Below are 18169 nucleotides of genomic sequence, written 5' to 3' on the forward strand. Positions count from 1 at the left end.
ATGGGCTGAAAACGGCCAGAACCGATCGACACGCGTCGTTTTATTTGCCGCATTCAGGCACTGGTGAAAGTCAGATTAGAGTAGCTATTGTCCTCACCTTTCACCTATCGAAAGGCAAGAAATCTGGTCATTGCTATCTAGGTAATACATCCCTTCTAGGCAGCCAACCATCGGCGTGAGCCCGAGCAATGGTTCAGACTTGAATGTGATAGGGAAAGAAATCCGTTTCGCCTCATCCGAGGCTTCATCCCAGGAGGGTTTAACAATGCCCCCCCAAAACGAGACCGCTGTGCCGTCATTGAGCAACAGCGTAGGTTGTCGGTGGCCAATATGTTCATCCAGACTCCAGTGTACGTATCCAAGATAGAGCGTGCCATCGGCAGCGCAAAACTCAGCTCGCACGATCATCGCCAAGCCTACTTCCTCAACACAAGGTCGGACTGTACATTCATCTTCAACGGAATCGTCCATCGGAAAGCACCATACCCCAACAGCGTGCAGATCGCTTTCTGTCAGTTCCCAGATCTGCTTGTCGCGCACTTCACGCCTCCTTGTACGTTGATTCAGATCCAGATTGCTGCCCGCTGCAACAGGCAGAAATCGGCCAGAAGCGGTCCTTTGAAAGCGTCTACGGAAGAAGGACCGGTTCACTTGACGGGTTACTTGCAAATCAGTGGAGCTATTTTGTTGATGGGCTCCCGATGGGGAGAGCCATTGAGCAGGGTGAGTTTACTGACCTTGAATTTGCACCCGTTCGATGTATTGCTCACCAGGACAACTTCATATTGCGATCCGGGTTCAGTGGGAAAGCTTAGACCGCCAAGGCAGCGTCCAGGGAAGGGGGTAACGCCGATATTGAGAGTCTGACCGCCTTTGAACGAGTATTCTGCCGCTGCTTGAGAGTTGGGGTCTGGAGAGTCGATCATTCCTATTCTTTTTGGCGAGTGCCCGCGCAGTGACTCTATAAAGTTATCAACGGAATTGTCGACCACCACGAGGGCGCCGTTGTTGCAGTCTGTCTCGGGGTATAGATTAAGCCAACCCATCTCTCGCGGTGAAACGAAACGAACCTTAGTTGAGGTTTCAGTGTCGTCTTCGATTAATGGAATATTCCGAGACACACACCCGGTTATCCCGGCCAGCAGCATTAAAAAAAGAAATGCAAAACTCTGCCTCATATTTCCGTCCTTGGATTTAATCGATGGTGTTGGTTTCTTTATACTCAGCTTTGATGGCTACTCCGTCCATCACGCGCTTGGCTGTGAAGAGATAGGTCTTGCCAGGTTTGGCCTCGACCCTAACCACAGGAAATGCTATGGCATTGCCATAATTGACTCTTAAAGCAACTGCATAGAGGCCAGGGGCGATTTTTATCTTGCTGTAGTCCAGGAAAAAGTTTTGTTCTAACAGCGGTTTTCCCGTTTTTGGGTAGACGGCGATTACGGTTGTCTCTAACCCGCCCCAAGACCAACCATTATCCGACTTCAAGTAGGCGCTGGCATCATTGCCAAGTGTCTCCGCTCCTTGAATGACAACGTTTTGTGAACATCCTGATAGTTGAACTGCAACGGTGAACATGCATAAAAGAGGTAAGGTTTTTCTCATGATTTTCTGCATGTAGGCTCCATCCCTATTATTGTTATAAGTGTCATATCCATGAGCTGGCTTGATATCATATGGTCATTGCTCAGTCAATGATTTGTTATTGACTGTGTGGCTGGCTGACGCCTCAGAAGGTGCGGTAGTTCTGCTATAGGTCTGGACATCTATTGCGCAGCGGGTAGTTGCCGGGGCAGTACGCTTCAGGGATGGTTAAGCGCATTCACATACGCCCGAAACATATCAGCCATCCCCTCGGCATACACAGCGATTTCTTGCGCGGTGCGCGGGCTGCAAGAAAAATCCTTGCCCACCGAACTGAGCGTTGTGCGAATCAAGTCGCAGGCCAGCGCGCGTGTCTGCTCAGAGACCTGCGGCAGTAACTCCAGCATGAATGCGTCGAACGTCTCCCGGCTTGCCGCCCGGACTTCCAGCGCTTCCGGCGCATCGCGATAGAGCGGTGCCGCATCGTTCAATGCCCCACGCATCTGCGCTTCTTCGCATTCCGACTGGATAAAGGCATGCACCAATTTGCGCAGGCGATCCAGCGGTGCGACGTCGTGTTCTTCCAGGATGTTGCGCAGCATTCGGGTGGTTTGCCGCCACTCATCACTCTGCAAACGGAACAGAATCGCCGCCTTGTTGGGGAAGTACTGGTACACCGACCCCACGCTAACGCCGGCCTTTTCCGCGACCCGTGCGGTGGTGAAACGGGTGGCGCCTTCCTTGGCCAAAACCTGAACAGCCGCTTCGAGAATCGCCGCCACCAGCTCGGTGGAGCGCGCCTGTTGCGGCTGTTTGCGCGTGGAAATACGTGGGGTCTGGCGGCTGGTCATACAGGGCTCCGGAAGCAGGGCGAATGCGAATAGCGAAGGATGGGAATCACTCGCATACTTTTAATGCGACGAATTAGTCGCATCTTAGTCCCCACTCTACGGAAATCAATTATGTCGAGCCTGACCACTGCGCCTTTGGCGTCCCTGATCGAACGTCTGTATACCCAAGCCAGCGCCGCTACCAGCCCCTTGGTGAACTCGGTATCCAAGGAGGAACGCGATCGGCTGATGCACAGCAAGACCGAATACGTGGCGCTGTATTCGCTGCTCAAGGACCTGTGGCTGCCGGTCTCGCGGGACACTGGCAAGCTGCTCTACATGCTGGCGCGCAGCAGCAAGGCGCGGGCGATTGTGGAGTTTGGCACGTCGTTCGGCCTGTCCACCTTGCACCTGGCCGCTGCGCTGCGTGACAACGGCGGCGGTGTGCTGATCGGCAGCGAATTCGAAGCCTCGAAGATTGCCCTGGCGCGTGAGCACTTCATCGAAGGCGGGGTGAGTGACCTGATCCAGATCCGCGAAGGCGATGCACTGGTCACCCTGGCCAGCGACTTGCCGGACAGCGTGGATTTGTTGCTGCTGGACGGCGCCAAGACGCTGTATGGCGATGTGCTGGGCCTGGTAGAAAAGCACCTGCGTCCCGGCGCGCTGGTGGTGGCGGACAACACCGATTACTGCCCTGAATACCTGGCCTACGTACGTGCACCGGAGAACGGCTACGTGTCGGTGCCGTTTGCCGATGACATTGAACTGTCCATACGGATCAGCGCCTGCTGAATGCCAACCGCGCTGCAAACACTATGAAGATCATTCCAGTGGTGCGGTCCATCCACTGGATCACCTTTTCCTGGCGCAGAAACCCGGACAGCGGCTGCGTGGCACCGATCAACACCAATGCCCACACCAGGCCGAGCAGCACATGGATGCTGACCAGGCCAAATGTCCAGAGCACCAACGGCTGGCCCTGGGGGATGAACTGCGGCAGGAACGACACGTAGAAAATCCCCACCTTGGGGTTGAGCACGTTGCCCAGCATGCCTTTGATAAACCAGTTGCCGGCCGGCTTGACCTGCACCTCGGCGCTGGCCAATGAGCGGCGTGGGCGCAGCAACATGTTCAAACCCAGCCAGGCCAGGTACGCGGCGCCGCAGTACTTGAGCAGGTTGAAGGCGACTTCCGACACCGCGATCAGTGCGCCCAGACCGAAGGCAACCACAGCGCCCCACAGCAGGCAGCCGGCGTTGATGCCCAGCGTGGCTTGCAGCGCCTGGCGCTTGCCTTCGACCGTGGCGGTCCTGAGCACCAGTGCTGTGTCGAGGCCGGGTGTGAGGGTCAGCAGGGTGGCGGCGAAGGTGAAGGCGAGGAGGTTATCCGTGATGGACATGGGTGGGCTTCGTGAATGGGTGGAGGTGAGCCTCAGCATACTATGTTGTGGTGAAGGAGATTGTTGTGGCGAGCGGGCTTGCCCCGCGTTGGGCTGCGCAGCAGCCCCATCAATGAGAGCTGCGATGTGTCAGGTATTCCTCAGTGTCTGGTTTAGGGGCTGCTACGCAGCCCAACGCGGGGCAAGCCCGCTCGCCACAGGTCACCGGATAGCCACAGGACACCGGCTAGCCACAACAAACCGGCTAGCCAGGCATTCAGCAGCGGCTCAGCGGTTGAACCGCTCAACCAACGCATATTGGGTGGACGCAGTGTTCGTCAGTTCCTTGCTGAGGTCCGTGGATTGATGGGCCTGGATCGACGTCTGGTCGGCCAGTTCGGCGATGGTGGTGATGTTGCGGCTGATCTCTTCGGCCACCGCGCTCTGTTCCTCGGTGGCGGCGGCGATCTGGGTGGTCATGTCGGTGATATGCGACACCGCCTCGCTGATGCCCACCAGGGCCTGGTCGGCTTCGAGTACCCACGCCACGCCTTCCTGGGCCTGGCGTTGGCCGTTTTCCATGCTTTGCACGGCGTTGTTGGACGACGCCTGCAACTGGGTAATCAGCGCGTGGATCTGGGTGGTGGACTGCGACGTGCGCTGTGCCAGTTGGCGCACTTCATCGGCGACCACGGCAAAGCCGCGGCCTTGCTCTCCGGCACGTGCCGCTTCGATGGCGGCGTTGAGGGCCAGCAGGTTGGTCTGGTCGGCAATCGCCTTGATCACGTCCACCACGCTGCCGATTTCGTCGCTGTCCCGCGCCAGTTGCGCCACCGTCGCGCCGGTTTCGCTGACCACGCTGGACAAGCGCTCGATGGCCTCACGGGTGTCCCGTGCGACTTCACGGCCGCGCCCGGTCAGCACATTGGCTTGCTGGGTGGCATCCGCCGTGCGCTGGACGTGGCTGGCGACTTCCTGGGTGGTGGCGGCCATCTGGTTGACGGCGGCCGAGACCTGTTCGGTTTCGACGCGCTGGCGGTCCAGGCCCTTGGAGCTGGCGGTGGCCAACTGATCGGACTGCCCGGCCAGGGCGCTCAGTTGTTCGGCACTGTCCTGCAGGCGGGTGAGGCAGGTTTTCAGGCGCGCGGCCTGGCTTTGGAACGCGGTCTCCAAACGTGCCTGCGGGCCGCTGGCGTCGCTGTACATCTGCGCGATCAAGGCGTCCGACGTCGAGGGCTCAACGCCCTGCAACAGGCGCAAGGTGCTGCCTTGGCGCCAGCGTGAGCAGAGCACGCCCACTGGCACCGCGACGGCGACGGCCACGGCAATTGCCAGCGGCGCGTCGAGGAACAGACCGGCGAGGCTGCCGGCCACTGCGGTGGCCACGTAGGGCACGCAATTGATCGCGGCCGGTAGCCAGGCGTCCTGGCGCGGTACGCCCGGCTTACCTTGGCTGATACGTTGATAGAGGGCCTGGGCCCGGCGGATTTCATCGGCCGTGGGCTTGACCCGCACCGACTCGAAACCGACCACCTGGCTGCCATCGAAGATCGGTGTGACGTAGGCATTGACCCAATAGTGGTCGCCGTTTTTCGAGCGGTTCTTGACGATGCCCATCCACGGTAGGCCCTGCTTGAGCGCACTCCACATGTGCGCAAACACGGCGGGCGGTACATCCGGGTGGCGCACGATGTTCTGCGGCGCGCCGATCAGGTCGGCGCGTTCAAAGCCGCTGATGTCGACAAACGCGTCGTTGCAGTAAGTGATGACACCGTGGACGTCCGTGGCAGAAATGAGTTTTTGCGAAGGCGCGAGGGAAATCTCACGCTGTGTTACGGGCTGGTTATTGCGCATTCCGACTACTCCCTGGTTGCCCTCAGTCCATCGGCGCCAACTGCGAAAAGGTTAATCCATATGGGTCAATTCGCCAGCCACTGGTCAAAAGCCTGAAACTTCCCAGTGAAACCCCTCATAATGGCGGCCATTTTTGTTTAGCCGTTATTCTGGTGTGCCCCCATGGAAATCAAGGTCAACTTTCTCGACAACCTCCGGCTTGAAGCCAAGTTCGATGACTTCACGGTGATTGCCGACCAGCCCATTCGCTACAAAGGCGATGGCTCGGCACCGGGGCCATTCGATTACTTCCTGGCGTCGTCGGCGCTGTGCGCGGCGTACTTCGTGAAGCTGTATTGCCAGACGCGCAATATCCCCACCGACCATATTCGCCTGTCGCAGAACAACATCGTCGACCCGGAGAACCGCTACAACCAGATCTTCAAGATCCAGGTCGAGTTACCCGCGGATATTTCCGAGAAGGACCGCCAGGGCATTTTGCGTTCCATCGACCGTTGCACCGTGAAGAAAGTGGTGCAGGCCGGGCCTGAATTCGTCATCGAAGAAGTCGAGAACCTCGACGCCGACGCCCAGGCCTTGCTGATGCCGAACTCGACGTCCGAGGGCGGCACCTATATCGCCGGCAAGGACCTGCCGCTGGAACAGACCATCGCCAACATGTCCGGCATCCTCGCCGGCTTGGGCATGAAGATCGAGATCGCGTCGTGGCGCAATATCGTGCCCAACGTCTGGTCGTTGCATATCCGCGATGCGCATTCGCCGATGTGCTTTACCAACGGCAAGGGCGCGACCAAAGAGGGCGCCCTGGCGTCGGCACTCGGTGAGTTCATTGAGCGCCTCAATTGCAACTTCTTCTACAACGATCAGTTCTGGGGCGAGGAACTGGCCAGTGCGCCGTTCGTGCATTACCCGGATGAGCGCTGGTTCCAGCCAGGCCCTGATGACGAACTGCCGAGCGAAATCCTCGATGCCTACTGCCTCAAGGTCTACAACCGCGACGGCGAGCTGCGTGGTTCGCACCTGTTCGACACCAACTCCGGCAATGAAGCGCGCGGCATCGTTTCGCTGCCGTTCGTACGCCAGTCGGACGGCGAAGTGGTGTACTTCCCGTCCAACCTGATCGAAAACCTCTACCTCAGCAACGGCATGAGCGCCGGCAACACCCTGGCCGAAGCCCAGGTGCAGTGCCTGTCAGAGATCTTCGAGCGTGCCGTGAAGCGTGAAATCATCGAAGGCGAGTTCGCCTTGCCGGACGTACCGGCGCAGGTGCTGGCAAAGTACCCCGGCATCCTCGCCGGCATCCAGGGCCTTGAAGCCCAGGGGTTCCCGGTGTTGGTCAAAGACGCCTCCCTGGGCGGCGAATTCCCGGTGATGTGCGTGACCCTGATGAACCCGCGCACCGGCGGCGTGTTTGCCTCCTTCGGTGCGCACCCAAGCCTGGAAGTGGCACTGGAGCGCAGCCTCACCGAACTGCTGCAAGGCCGCAGCTTTGAAGGCCTGAACGATCTGCCGCAGCCGACCTTCGAAGGCCAGGCGGTGACCGAGCCGAACAACTTCGTGGAGCACTTCATCGACTCCAGTGGCGTGGTGTCATGGCGCTTCTTCAGTGCCCAGTCGGATTACGAATTCGTCGAGTGGGACTTCACCGGCGAAGGTGCAGACTCGAATGCCCAGGAAGCCGCGACCCTGTTCGGCATTCTCGAAGGCATGGGCAAAGAGTCGTACATGGCTGTGTACGAACACCTCGGCGCCACTGCCTGCCGCATCCTCGTGCCGGACTACTCGGAAATCTACCCGGTGGATGACCTGATCTGGGACAACACCAACAAGGCGCTGTTTTTCCGCGAGGACATCCTCAACCTGCATCGCCTCAACGAGGAAGAATTGCAAGCGTTGGTCGAGCGCCTGATCGAAAGCGAACTGGACGACTACACCGATATCACCACCCTGATCGGCATCGAGTTCGACGACAACACCGCCTGGGGCCAATTGACCATCCTGGAACTGAAACTGCTGATCTTCCTGGCCTTGCAGCAATATGAAGAGGCCAAGGAGTGCGTGGAGATGTTCCTGCAATACAACGACAACACCGTCGAGCGCGGCCTGTTCTACCAGGCGATGAATGCGGTGCTGGAGATGGAACTGGACGATGACCTGGAACTGGCCGACTACGAAGCCAACTTCCGTCGCATGTTTGGCGATGAGCGGATGGATGCGGTGATTGGCTCGGTGAAGGGCGATGTGCGCTTTTATGGCCTGACGCCGACCAGCATGAAGCTGGAAGGGTTGGACCGGCATCTGCGCTTGATCGACAGCTACAAGAAGCTGCATGCGGCGCGGGCCAAGGTCACCTCGGCTTGACGCCTATCTGGCTTGCTGTGGTGAGCGGGCCTGTTGTGGCGAGCGGGCTTGCCCCGCGTTGGGCTGCGAAGCAGCCCTAAAACCAGGCGCAGCATTCTGCCTGAAAGAATGCTGCGTTTTTATTGGGGCGGCTTCGCCACCCAACGCGGGGCAAGCCCGCTCGCCACAACAAGCCAGTTCGCCACAGCGAGCCCGCCCATCACATAGACCGAGCCAACCTATTCAGATATGTGCCAGGGCTTGAGCCAAATCGGCACGCAGATCCTCCACATCCTCAACCCCCACCGACAACCGCACCAACCCATCACCAATCCCCAACTGCGCCCGCGTCGCCGCCGGGATGCTGGCGTGGGTCATGATCGCCGGGTGTTCGATCAGGCTTTCCACGCCGCCGAGGCTTTCGGCCAGGGCGAAGATCTTGACGTTTTCCAGGAAGCGCCTGGCGCCGGCCAGGTCGCTGTTGAGGTCAATCGAGATCATCCCGCCAAACCCCCGCATCTGTTTGCGCGCCAGTTCATGCTGCGGGTGTGAGATGAGACCTGGGTAGTAAACCCGCGCCACTTGCGGCTGTTGTTCCAGCCAGGTGGCCAGGTCGAGGGCGTTGCTGCAATGGCGCTCCATGCGCAGGGCCAGGGTTTTTACGCCGCGCAGGGTGAGGAAGGCGTCGAAAGGCCCGGCGATGGCGCCGACCGAGTTCTGCAAAAAGCCCAGGCGTTTAGCCAGTTCGGGGTTGTCGCCGACGATGGCAATGCCGCCGATCACGTCGGAGTGGCCGTTGAGGTATTTGGTGGTGGAGTGCACCACCACATCAAAGCCCAGCTCCAGCGGGCGCTGGATCCACGGGCTGGCGAAGGTGTTGTCGGCCACGCAGATGATCCCGCGAGCGCGGCAGATGCGTGCAATGGCGCTGAGGTCGGTGAGGCTCAGCAGCGGGTTGCTCGGGGTTTCGACCCAGACCATGCGCGTGTCGTCCTGCAAACTTGCTTCAAACGCCGACAGGTCGCTCAGGTCGACAAAGCTGAAGCGGTGCCCGGCGCTGCGTTGGCGCACCTTGTCGAACAGGCGGAAGGTGCCGCCGTACAGGTCATTGCCGGAGACGATATGGGCGCCGGCATCCAGCAACTCCAACACCGTCGAAATCGCCGCCAGCCCGGAGGCAAAGGCAAACGCCTGACTGCCGCCTTCGAGGTCGGCCACGCAGCGCTCAAGGGCAAACCGCGTGGGGTTGTGGGAGCGGCCGTAGTCGAAGCCTTTGTGCACGCCGGGGCTGTCTTGCAGGTAGGTGGAGTTGGCGTAGATTGGCGGCATCAGCGCGCCGGTGGTCGGGTCGGGAGATTGCCCGGCATGGATCACGCGGGTGGCAAACGCACTTTTATCAGACTGACTCATGCAAGGGATCTCCGGAGGTGGTTGAGCAGGTCGACGCGGGTGATCAGGCCATGGAAGCCCGACGCGTCGGCAATGATGGCGACCAGGCCGCGATCCAGCTCCGCTTGCAATTGCGCGAGGCTGGCGCTGGGGGCCAGGGTTTGCAGGGTGGTGGTCATGGCGCTGGCGACGTTCAGGGTGAAGTGGCTGGCGTCCTGGTGCAGGCCGAGCAGGATGTCGGATTCATCGATTACACCGACCAGCTGCTGGCCGTCCACCAGCACTGGCAACTGTGAGACGTCGGCCAGGCGCATGCGCTGGAACGCGGTGAGCAGGGTGTCGTCGGGGCTCACGCTGATCACGCGGCCGTCTTCGAAGCGTCGCGCAATCAGGTCGCGCAGGTCACCGTAGTGTTTGTAGTGCAACAGGCCGGCGTCGTTCATCCATTGGTCGTTGTAGACCTTCGACAGGTAGCGCGTGCCGGTGTCGCAGACAAAGGTGACAACGCGCTTGGGCGTGGTCTGTTCGCGGCAGTAACGCAGGGCAGCGGCGAGCAGGGTGCCGGTGGAGGAGCCGCCGAGAATGCCCTCGGCCTTGAGCAACTGACGGGCGTGATCGAAGCTTTCTTCATCGCTGATGGAATAGGCGTGGCGCACGCTGGACAGGTCGGCAATCGACGGGATGAAATCTTCGCCGATGCCTTCTACGGCCCAAGAGCCTGGCGTTTCCAGCTTGCCGCTGCGGCTGTACTCGGCCATCACCGAACCCATCGGATCGGCAAGCACCATTTGCAGCTCCGGTTGCACGCGCTTGAAGAAGCGCGTCAGGCCGGTGAGGGTACCGGCCGAGCCGACGCCCACCACGATCGCATCTACATCGTGCTGGGTTTGCGCCCAGATCTCCGGCGCGGTGCTGGTTTCGTGGGCCAGGGGGTTGGCCGGGTTGTTGAACTGGTCGGCGAAAAACGCATCCGGAATGTCCTTGGCCAGGCGTGCGGCCACGTCCTGGTAATACTCGGGGTGGCCTTTGCCCACATCGGAACGGGTGATATGCACCTCGGCGCCCATGGCCTTGAGGTGCAGTACTTTTTCCGTGGACATCTTGTCGGGCACCACCAACACCACCCGGTAGCCCTTGGCGCGGCCGACCAGCGCCAGGCCCAGGCCGGTGTTGCCGGCGGTGGCTTCGATGATCGTGCCACCGGGGCGCAGGCGCCCGTCGCGTTCGGCGGCGTCGATCATGGCCAGGCCGATGCGGTCCTTGATGGAGCCACCGGGGTTCTGGGATTCGAGTTTGAGAAACAGCGTGCAAGGGCCGGTATCGAACCGGCTGACCCGAACCAGCGGCGTGTTGCCGATCAGTTCGAGCACGGCGGGGCGGGGCAGCGTGGGCATGTCGTCACCTGAATACGGATGGGTTGGACAGCAAATGGCAAAGCGTGGGTTCGACGATAGGCCGGGATCGGTCCGGTCGCAACCGGACGGTCCGCTGGCTGTCCGTTTTTGGCGCATTAGCCGGGCAGGTTCTGCACCTGCTTCAAGCGTGCGACAACCGCCGCACTGGCCGCCTGCATGGGTGCGCGCAACTCGCTGCCGATCAGGCCTTGCAGGGCCAGGGCGGCTTTGACCGGTGCCGGGTTGGGCTCCATGAACAGTGTGTTGATCAGCGGCACCAACTGCATGAAGGTCGCCCGCGCGTCGGCCAATTGGTTGTCGCGTACCTGCTGGCACAGCGCTACGAACTGTTCCGTATGGACATGCGCCGAGGCCGCAATCGCGCCGGTCGCGCCCAGGCACAGTGCGTTGAAGATCTGCAGGTCTTCGCCACACAGCACATCCACTTCACCGCTGGCCAGCAGCGCGAGGGTATTGCCCAGGTTGCCGCCACAGTCCTTGATCGCCACGATGCGTTCGTGGGCAACGATGTTGAGCAAGGTGGCCTGCTCGAATGTGGCGCCGGTGCGGTAGGGAATGTCGTACAGAATGATCGGCACGCTGGAGGCATCCGCCACGGTGCGGAAGAACGCTTCCAGGCCGGCCTGGGATGGGCGGATGTAACTCGGCGCCGGCACCAGCAGACCGGCCATCGGGCGTTGCAGGATGTCACGCTGGAAGCTCAGCAGTTCGACCTGGTTGTTGCCCGCCAGGCCCATCACCACGCGGTGCGCCGGCACCAGCTGCAACACTGCATCCAGCACCGCCAGTTGTTCGGCGCGGCTCAGCGACGCGGCTTCGCCGGTGGTGGTGCACACCATGATCCCGGCCACATGCTTTTCCAGCAGGTGGTTGACCAGCCGGCGCAGGCCGATAAAGTCGATGGCGCCGTCATGGAACGGCGTGACCACGGGAACCCAGATACCTTGAAACGATGACATGCACTTTCTCCTGATGATTGACCGCTTGAGTCACCGTCAGAAGGGCAGGGGCAATTGTGCAAGGGAGAGTAGACCGTCGCGCTCAATGTCCTGTCAGCTCATCTGACGGGACAGCGCGCCCCGGTCACATGAGCGACTGTTTCTTCGATTTGAGGGCGTGCGCAACGCAACCTTGCGCCTTGGCAATCAAGCCAATGACGGAACGGTTAGCGGAAGGCATTGCGGACATAAGCTGACACACCCTGAACAAGGCCTCCATCTTCATGGAATATTGCAGAGTGTGTCAACGGGGCTTATTCGAATTTATCGATACGCGAGTCGGAGTAGAAAAACTCGTTCTTGTCGGTGCTCGATTCAAAGAAGTAGGCGTAGTCGGTCAGGAAGTACAGGTGGCTGACGCGCTTGTACTTGTCGTCGTCGGTGCGGCAGGACAACGCCTTGGCGCTGCCCGCCAGTTTCGCGTTGAGTTCGCTGGCCGGCAGTTCACGCTCGACCTGGCAACGGTTGGTCTGCGTGTTGGTACTGCTGCCGATCAGGCTGTTGAGGCTGGAGCGTGCGGTGGTGTAGGTGACGGTCTCGCCCACGGGCAGCGCCTTCCAGTTACCGGTGAAGCTCAGTTGGGTCAGGGTCGAGCTTTCCGCCATGCCCGAGCCGCCGTAGGTGGCTTTCGACACCAGGTGGAACAGGTTGCGCCAGCTCACGGCCTGGCTCTCATAGCCGTCGCCACGGGTGGCCAGGGCCAGTTGCCCGCTCGGCGCATCCTGGCTGATGAACTGCGTGCTTTGGTTATCGCTGGTCTTGCCACGGTAGTTGCTGGTTCCAACGAACTGTACGTACTTGAACGAGCGGGTGGGCTTGTCCAGGTTCAACTGGGCGATGGCCGCCAGCACCGCCGGCTGCACCGAGGTCAAGGCAATGGTGGCCGGCGCTTTCATGCGCGGTTTGAACGCGGGCAGTGCGGCGATTTTTTCCGGGCTGACGCAGATTTTGTTGAACAGCAATTCGTAGTCGGCATTGCTGCCGGCGATGTTCTGCGGCGTGGGGAAGCTGTCGACCCGGCCATCGCTGACGCGGTTGTTGGCGTCCATGTCGTAGCCGGCCAACTGCTTGTAGGTGCCGCCTGTGCACGACACCGCAAAGTGCTCGCGTTTTTGCGCATACGGGGCGTTGTAGGGCAGGTCGTTGAGCACCGTCGGGTTATCGAAGGCGGCCCAGAAGCGCGTTTCGCCGTTGACGGTCTTGATACTGTTGGCGTCGATCAGCACCTGGTTGTCGCGCTCGTTGGTCTGTACCAGGCGCCAGTCCGGCTTGGGTGTTTCGGCACAGGCGCGGACGAAGGTCTGGTTCGCGGCCAGGGTTGCACGCAGCTGTGGCGACAAGCTGCGGGGCGAACTGTAGCGACCGGCACTGGCGGGGTAGACCCGTTGCGAACCGTCCAGATACAGCAAGTGCAGTTGCGGCGAAGAACAGGCGGCCTCGACTTGCAACGTGCGGCGCAGAGCGCCTGGATCGCCAGGCATCAACAGTTCGAAGCTGAGCACGTCGCCTTCGCGCACGATGCTGTTTTCCACCAGCGGCTGGGCGAGGGCGCCGGCCAGCATGTTTTCGACTTGGGTTTTCTGGGTGGCGCAACCGGCCAGGGTGGCGATGCCACCGATCAGTAAAACGGGAGTGATAAAACGCACGAGAGCCTCGTTGAGTCCATTCGGGGATTTAAGGGTGACGGCGGGTGACGCTGGAACTTTAACTGGATGTTGCAGGTGCCAAGCCTAACCAGCAGGATGGCCGCTGTACAGCCGCCGCTGGATATGTACGGGTCGCAATGGTTCCAGCATGGCTCCCGCCAACCGGTAGTCTGTGCAGACATTCCGGGAGAAACGCGATGATCCGACGTGCGTGTTTGGCTGCTCTGCTGACCCTGTCCGCTTCAACCGCCTTCGGCGCCTCGACCTATGATCACGTGTATGCCTTTGGTGACAGCTACTCCGACAACGGCGCGGGCGAAGCGCTTACCACACGGCTCGCTGCACAGAAGATCAAGGAGGCCCAGGTGTTGCCTGGGCCGCTGTACTGGAGGGGGCGCTGGAGCAACGGCTCGACCGCCGTCGAAGGCCTGGCTCAGGCCCTGCGCACACCGCTGACCGACTACGCGGTGGGGGGCGCCAAAAGTGGCCACGGCAATTACTACACCTGGATGATGCCCTCCCAGGACACCGGTGTCCTAGGGCAGATCGCCGAGCACTTGCAGGCTGCCAAGTCCCACAACGCCGACCCCAAGGCGCTGTACTTCATCTTCATCTCGGCCAATGACTTTTTCGAGTGGGCCGACTTCTCCCACACGGAAACCCTTGAGGCACTGAGCGAATCGAGCCTGACGAATATTCGCAAAGCCACTGAGCAACTGGTGGCAGCGGGTGCCCGGCATGTGATGGTGGTGGGCACCACAGACCTCAGCCATGTGCCTGCGGTGGTCCAGGGCAACCAAGTCGCCAACGCGAAAAAATACCAGCAGTTGCTCGCGCAGAAACTCCCGGCCGTGCTGGCGCAGATCGGCACGGCAAAGGTCAGCTACTTCGACCACCTGGCTTTCAGCGACGCATTGCGCGCCAATCCGGCGGCCCATGGTTTCACCGACCTCGACACGCCATGCCAGGCTACTTACCCGGAGGCTAAACCGGTGTGTGCCAACCCCGACGCGCATTATTACTGGGACGAATGGCACCCCACCCGCAAGGTCCATGCCCTGGCGGCCAACGCCATGCTGGATGCTCTGCCTTAGTCCGCCGCTATCGCCGCCTCAATCGCGGCGATGTCGATCTTTCTCATGGTCATCATCGCGTCAAACGCGCGCTTGGCCGTCGCAGGGTCGGGGTGGGTCACCGCGTCCGTCAGCACGCGTGGGCTGATCTGCCACGATACCCCCCACTTGTCCTTGCACCAGCCGCAGTCGCTTTCCTGGCCACCGTTACCGACGATGGCGTTCCAGTAACGATCCGTCTCGGCCTGGTCATCAGTGGCCACCTGAAACGAAAACGCCTCGGTATGTGGGAAGATCGGCCCGCCGTTGAGGCCGATACAGGGGATGCCCAAGACGGTAAAGTCCACGGTCAATACGTCGCCCTGTTTGCCCGACGGGTAATCGCCGGGCGCCAGGTGCACGGCATTCACCCGGCTGTCCGGAAAGGTCTGGGCATAGAAGGTCGCAGCCTCAAGGGCTGTGCCGTTGTACCAGAGGCAAAGGGTGTTTTTGTGGGTCATGATCGGTCTCCACGTGAGAATGGGTCTGTGGAGTCTAGTCGCCCAGTTGTTGCGCGATGGCCGCTTTGTCGATTACCGACCAGACGTGGGCGAATGTGCCGTCGACCAGCTCATAGATCACATTTTCGTCGAACCTCACCTGGCGCCCATTGATCGGCAACCCGAAGAACTCGCCCCTGGGCGTGACCTTGAAGTTCAGGCGACTGGCCACGGTCGGCGGATCGGCCACCAGCAGCTGGATGCGGAACACCAGGTCCGGTATCTCGCGAAAATCCCGCTCCAGCATGGCTCGGTAGCCGGTGAGGCCGACGACTTCGCCGTTGTAGGTCACGTTCGGGTGCACGAAATGACCCAGGTGGTCCCAGTCCTGGCGGTTGAGGCAGTCGATATAGCCTTGGTAGAAGGTGGCGAGTTCATCGCGGGTCATGCCGTGCTCTCCCGGTGTTAAAAGCGCTCGTCCAGTATCGCCGGCAAGGTGATTTCCTTGACGAAGCTGGCCGAAGACAGGCTCAGCGCCATGCGTACCACCTGCACCACATCGTGCACGGGAATCGAATGGCCTTCATCCCTTTGCTCGGCCTGTGCACGTGGGGTGCTCAAGGGATCTTCGGTGTTGAGATAACCCAGGTTCAGGCAGGTTACCGCCAGGCGCTGCCGGCGATAACCTTCACGCAGGGCATCGGCGATCCCGCGCAAGGCGAACTTGGAGGCGCCGAAGGCGACTTCCGGCCGACCACTTTGCGGCAGGCCGGAGGTGGAGCCGGTAAGAATGATCCTGGGGTGGGGGCTCTTGAGCAGCACCGGCAACAGGCGCTTGATCAGCAGCAGGGTGGAGGTGATGTTGCAGGTGACGATGGCTTCGATCTGGTCATCGTCGTCGGCCAGGAAGTTGTAGGCCGGGTCGAAGGCGAATTCTTCCCAGATGCCCAGGTTGTAGATCAACGTGTCCAGGCCGTTATCGGCAATCGCCTCGGCGATGACGTGCGCGGCCTGGGTAGGTTTGGCGAGATTGGCCTCGATCCACTGCACCTCGACGCCGTCCTTGTGATCCAGCTGTTTTGGGCGGCTGCGGGACACGCCGATCAGCGTATCCCCAGGCTCACCGAGCCCTTCGATCAGGGCTTTGCCCAATCCTTTGCTTGCACCTACCACCAGGGTTTTCATTATGTGTCTCCTTGACAGTCAAACCGTTATTCAAGCCCTGCGCGCCATCAACAACACCGACGCCGCCGCCGACAACAACCCTGCGCAGCACCGATTGAAAATCCGCTTGCCCCTTGGTTCGGCAAACCAGCGGCGCATATGCAGGCCCATATAGGCGTAGGCGCTGATGGCAATCCACTCCAACACCAGGAACATCGCGCCGAGCAGGGCAAACTGTGGGGTGATCGGTTCACCGGGCACTACGAACTGCGGGAGGAAGGCGGTGAAGATCAAGATTGCCTTCGGATTACCCGCTGCCACCAAAAACTCCTGCCGCGCCAACGCCCACAATCCCACCTTGGCCGTCGCGGACTCAGCCTCCGCTTCCGGATTAGCCCGCCACAACTGAAACGCCAGATAAAACAGATACGCTGCCCCCAGAATCTTGATCCCGTAGAACAACAACTCCGACGTTTGCAGCACCACTGCCAACCCTGCGGAGGCGAGGGCGATCATGCCGGCGAAGGCCAGCAGGCGGCCAATGCCCGCCAGGCATGACGTGCGGTAGCCGTAGCGGGTGGAGTTGCTCACGGACAGCAGGTTGTTCGGGCCCGGCGCCATATTCAGGGCGAAGCAGGCGGGGAGGAAAAGGGCGAGGGTGGCGAGGTCCATGGCGGCTCCGGGTTCGCGGGGGCGGGGAGGTGTGAGGATAAGGGGAGTGGAAGTCGTTGGACAGCCTCAGCCGTTCATGTTTTGAGCTATCGCGGCGTTTGCGACTTCAGCGGCCATCTGTTCAGCACCTCGCATCCCATCAATACGTAAAACCGGTACCGTCTGCTGTGACAGCCATGATTCGTGCCACGCCCGGTTGCGCCCTGAGAAATTCGGGTCGTCGTATTGCGAAGCCCATTCCCGGAAGGCCACGTGTATCGCATGCATATCACCATCGGGTGCGATCCGCTCGCCAAAACGCGCCTTCTCGCGGGCAGCCAGGCGTTCGAGGCGAACGGGTGTGGGTGTGACCACAAAGACAATCAGGTCGGCATCAGCAATCAGCGCATCGCCCCAGACCATGCAGGAACCACTCAGCACCCAGTCGTCGTTACCGAGTGCTTGTTGCATCAGGGCAACGCGGTCGCTGGGAGGTCGCTTGGTTGTGAAAGGAGGGTTTGTGGGCATCCAGTAAAAGTCATCGACGTCGACGTGGCGTATACCGAGCCGTGTGGCGAGGTTGCGACCCAGCGTGGTGACGCCCGCGCACGATGCACCTGTGATGTAGAGCCGCATTTTTCCTCCATGAACACAAGCCGGGTCCCAGGTCAGGGATATTTCCGATAAGCAGGACGACTCTGTCGTCCTGCCCAGGCATTTCAGGGCATAGGTTTCGGGGTGACGGTGTACCAACCCGACGGGGTTTTGGCACACACCTGCGGCCTGAGCGGTGTTTCAACCGTGTTGTCGCCCTGAACAGAGAGTTGGCGAACGGCAATCACGCAACCGGCCTTGAACGTGCTGATTTTGACCAGCTGAAATTCCATTTCATAGTCTTTGCCGGGCTCGGGAATAAGCGTGACAGGCGCGGGAAAGCAGGACATTTGCGAACCGCCCATGGCGAACCCTGCAATAAAGGGTTTACCCGCTGGAATGACATGCTCGTCAAACACTTTGGGCGATTGGTTGATGGCTTTGCTCGCCTTGCTGGCAGGCATACCAATCACGCTGTTCTGGCTGTCGGTGGCCCTGAACGGGTAGAGCCCCGCCGAGTCGACATGGGCTTTTTGCCACCCGGCTTCTTCGGGTGTTTGGGTCAGCAGGGACTTGTTGTAAAACATCTCGCACGTCTGGCCGCTGAGGAAACCCGCGTTGGTGGTGTCACCCGTAATAAACCGGATTCGGGCTGAGTTGGCCGGGTCGTATTGGCTGATTTGGGCTTCGTTGCGAACGTCGGTTTTAGTGGTGGCGCAGCCGATAAGCGTCAGGCTGAGGGCCAGGGGAAAGAGAAAACGCATGGGTAAC

Annotated in this window: 19 protein-coding genes; 3 read left to right on the forward strand and 16 right to left on the reverse strand. The window is 60.5% G+C overall.

The window, feature by feature from the left end; all coding sequences use genetic code 11:
- Positions 1 to 93: 93 nt before the first annotated feature.
- From M2497_RS15010 to M2497_RS15025, 4 genes are all read right to left on the reverse strand, one after another.
- Complete coding sequence (locus tag M2497_RS15010) at positions 94 to 540, reverse strand: hypothetical protein (protein WP_248481286.1); 447 nt, start codon at positions 538 to 540, stop codon at positions 94 to 96.
- Positions 541 to 659: 119 nt separating this feature from the next.
- A complete protein-coding gene (locus M2497_RS15015) occupies positions 660 to 1178 on the reverse strand; it encodes a hypothetical protein (protein ID WP_248481288.1) in 519 nt (172 codons plus the stop codon).
- Positions 1179 to 1194: 16 nt separating this feature from the next.
- A complete protein-coding gene (locus M2497_RS15020) occupies positions 1195 to 1617 on the reverse strand; it encodes a hypothetical protein (protein WP_248481289.1) in 423 nt (140 codons plus the stop codon).
- A 185-nt stretch (positions 1618 to 1802) separates the two neighbouring features.
- Positions 1803 to 2435, reverse strand: a complete 633-nt coding sequence (locus M2497_RS15025) for a TetR family transcriptional regulator (protein ID WP_248481290.1) — start codon at positions 2433 to 2435, stop codon at positions 1803 to 1805.
- Positions 2436 to 2546: 111 nt separating this feature from the next.
- Here M2497_RS15025 and M2497_RS15030 point away from each other — a divergent pair, with 111 nt between their 5' ends.
- Positions 2547 to 3209 (forward strand): class I SAM-dependent methyltransferase, encoded by a 663-nt coding sequence (locus M2497_RS15030; protein WP_248481291.1) that lies wholly within the window; start codon positions 2547 to 2549, stop codon positions 3207 to 3209.
- Here M2497_RS15030 and M2497_RS15035 read toward each other — a convergent pair.
- Both M2497_RS15035 and M2497_RS15040 read right to left on the reverse strand, forming a co-directional pair.
- Positions 3196 to 3816, reverse strand: a complete 621-nt coding sequence (locus tag M2497_RS15035) for a LysE family translocator (protein WP_248481292.1) — start codon at positions 3814 to 3816, stop codon at positions 3196 to 3198. The two genes, M2497_RS15030 and M2497_RS15035, sit on opposite strands and share 14 nt — an antisense overlap.
- A gap of 267 nt (positions 3817 to 4083) precedes the next feature.
- The gene (locus M2497_RS15040) at positions 4084 to 5649 is read right to left on the reverse strand and encodes a PAS domain-containing methyl-accepting chemotaxis protein (RefSeq protein ID WP_248481293.1); all 1566 of its coding nucleotides are present in this window, start codon (positions 5647 to 5649) and stop codon (positions 4084 to 4086) included.
- Between the two features lie 162 nt (positions 5650 to 5811).
- Between M2497_RS15040 and M2497_RS15045 the strand changes: the two genes are divergently transcribed.
- Positions 5812 to 8010, forward strand: coding sequence for an OsmC domain/YcaO domain-containing protein (locus M2497_RS15045; RefSeq protein ID WP_248481294.1), 2199 nt, complete (start codon positions 5812 to 5814; stop codon positions 8008 to 8010).
- A gap of 222 nt (positions 8011 to 8232) precedes the next feature.
- Here the strand turns inward: M2497_RS15045 and M2497_RS15050 are convergent, their stop codons facing one another.
- The 4 genes from M2497_RS15050 to M2497_RS15065 all read right to left on the reverse strand — a co-directional run bounded on the left by M2497_RS15050 (position 8233) and on the right by M2497_RS15065 (position 13437).
- Positions 8233 to 9399: a cystathionine gamma-synthase gene (locus M2497_RS15050; protein ID WP_248481296.1), complete on the reverse strand. Its 1167-nt coding sequence runs from the start codon at positions 9397 to 9399 to the stop codon at positions 8233 to 8235.
- Positions 9396 to 10772, reverse strand: coding sequence for a cystathionine beta-synthase (locus M2497_RS15055; RefSeq protein ID WP_248481298.1), 1377 nt, complete (start codon positions 10770 to 10772; stop codon positions 9396 to 9398). Before M2497_RS15055 ends, M2497_RS15050 begins: the two co-directional genes overlap by 4 nt.
- 116 nt (positions 10773 to 10888) lie before the next feature.
- A complete protein-coding gene (dapA, locus tag M2497_RS15060; protein ID WP_248481300.1) occupies positions 10889 to 11752 on the reverse strand; it encodes a 4-hydroxy-tetrahydrodipicolinate synthase in 864 nt (287 codons plus the stop codon).
- Between the two features lie 293 nt (positions 11753 to 12045).
- Entirely contained in the window at positions 12046 to 13437 is a 1392-nt protein-coding gene (locus M2497_RS15065) for a hypothetical protein (RefSeq protein ID WP_248481303.1), read from the reverse strand.
- Positions 13438 to 13634: 197 nt separating this feature from the next.
- Between M2497_RS15065 and M2497_RS15070 the strand changes: the two genes are divergently transcribed.
- The gene (locus tag M2497_RS15070; RefSeq protein ID WP_248481305.1) at positions 13635 to 14531 is read left to right on the forward strand and encodes an SGNH/GDSL hydrolase family protein; all 897 of its coding nucleotides are present in this window, start codon (positions 13635 to 13637) and stop codon (positions 14529 to 14531) included.
- Here M2497_RS15070 and M2497_RS15075 read toward each other — a convergent pair.
- The 6 genes from M2497_RS15075 to M2497_RS15100 all read right to left on the reverse strand — a co-directional run bounded on the left by M2497_RS15075 (position 14528) and on the right by M2497_RS15100 (position 18162).
- A complete protein-coding gene (locus tag M2497_RS15075) occupies positions 14528 to 15010 on the reverse strand; it encodes a VOC family protein (protein WP_248481307.1) in 483 nt (160 codons plus the stop codon). The two genes, M2497_RS15070 and M2497_RS15075, sit on opposite strands and share 4 nt — an antisense overlap.
- A 34-nt stretch (positions 15011 to 15044) precedes the next feature.
- The gene (locus M2497_RS15080) at positions 15045 to 15437 is read right to left on the reverse strand and encodes an ester cyclase (RefSeq protein ID WP_248481309.1); all 393 of its coding nucleotides are present in this window, start codon (positions 15435 to 15437) and stop codon (positions 15045 to 15047) included.
- Positions 15438 to 15454: 17 nt separating this feature from the next.
- Positions 15455 to 16174: an SDR family oxidoreductase gene (locus M2497_RS15085; protein ID WP_248481311.1), complete on the reverse strand. Its 720-nt coding sequence runs from the start codon at positions 16172 to 16174 to the stop codon at positions 15455 to 15457.
- A 30-nt stretch (positions 16175 to 16204) separates the two neighbouring features.
- Entirely contained in the window at positions 16205 to 16825 is a 621-nt protein-coding gene (locus M2497_RS15090; RefSeq protein WP_248481313.1) for a LysE family translocator, read from the reverse strand.
- Positions 16826 to 16891: 66 nt separating this feature from the next.
- On the reverse strand, positions 16892 to 17440 hold the full coding sequence (locus M2497_RS15095; protein WP_248481314.1) for an adenylate kinase: 549 nt from the start codon (positions 17438 to 17440) through the stop codon (positions 16892 to 16894).
- Positions 17441 to 17523: 83 nt separating this feature from the next.
- Positions 17524 to 18162, reverse strand: coding sequence for a hypothetical protein (locus M2497_RS15100; RefSeq protein ID WP_248481315.1), 639 nt, complete (start codon positions 18160 to 18162; stop codon positions 17524 to 17526).
- Between the last annotated feature and the right edge of the window lie 7 nt (positions 18163 to 18169).

This window comes from Pseudomonas sp. CYM-20-01 (assembly GCF_023169845.1).
In the GTDB taxonomy this organism is placed as follows: Bacteria; Pseudomonadota; Gammaproteobacteria; order Pseudomonadales; family Pseudomonadaceae; genus Aquipseudomonas; species Aquipseudomonas azotoformans.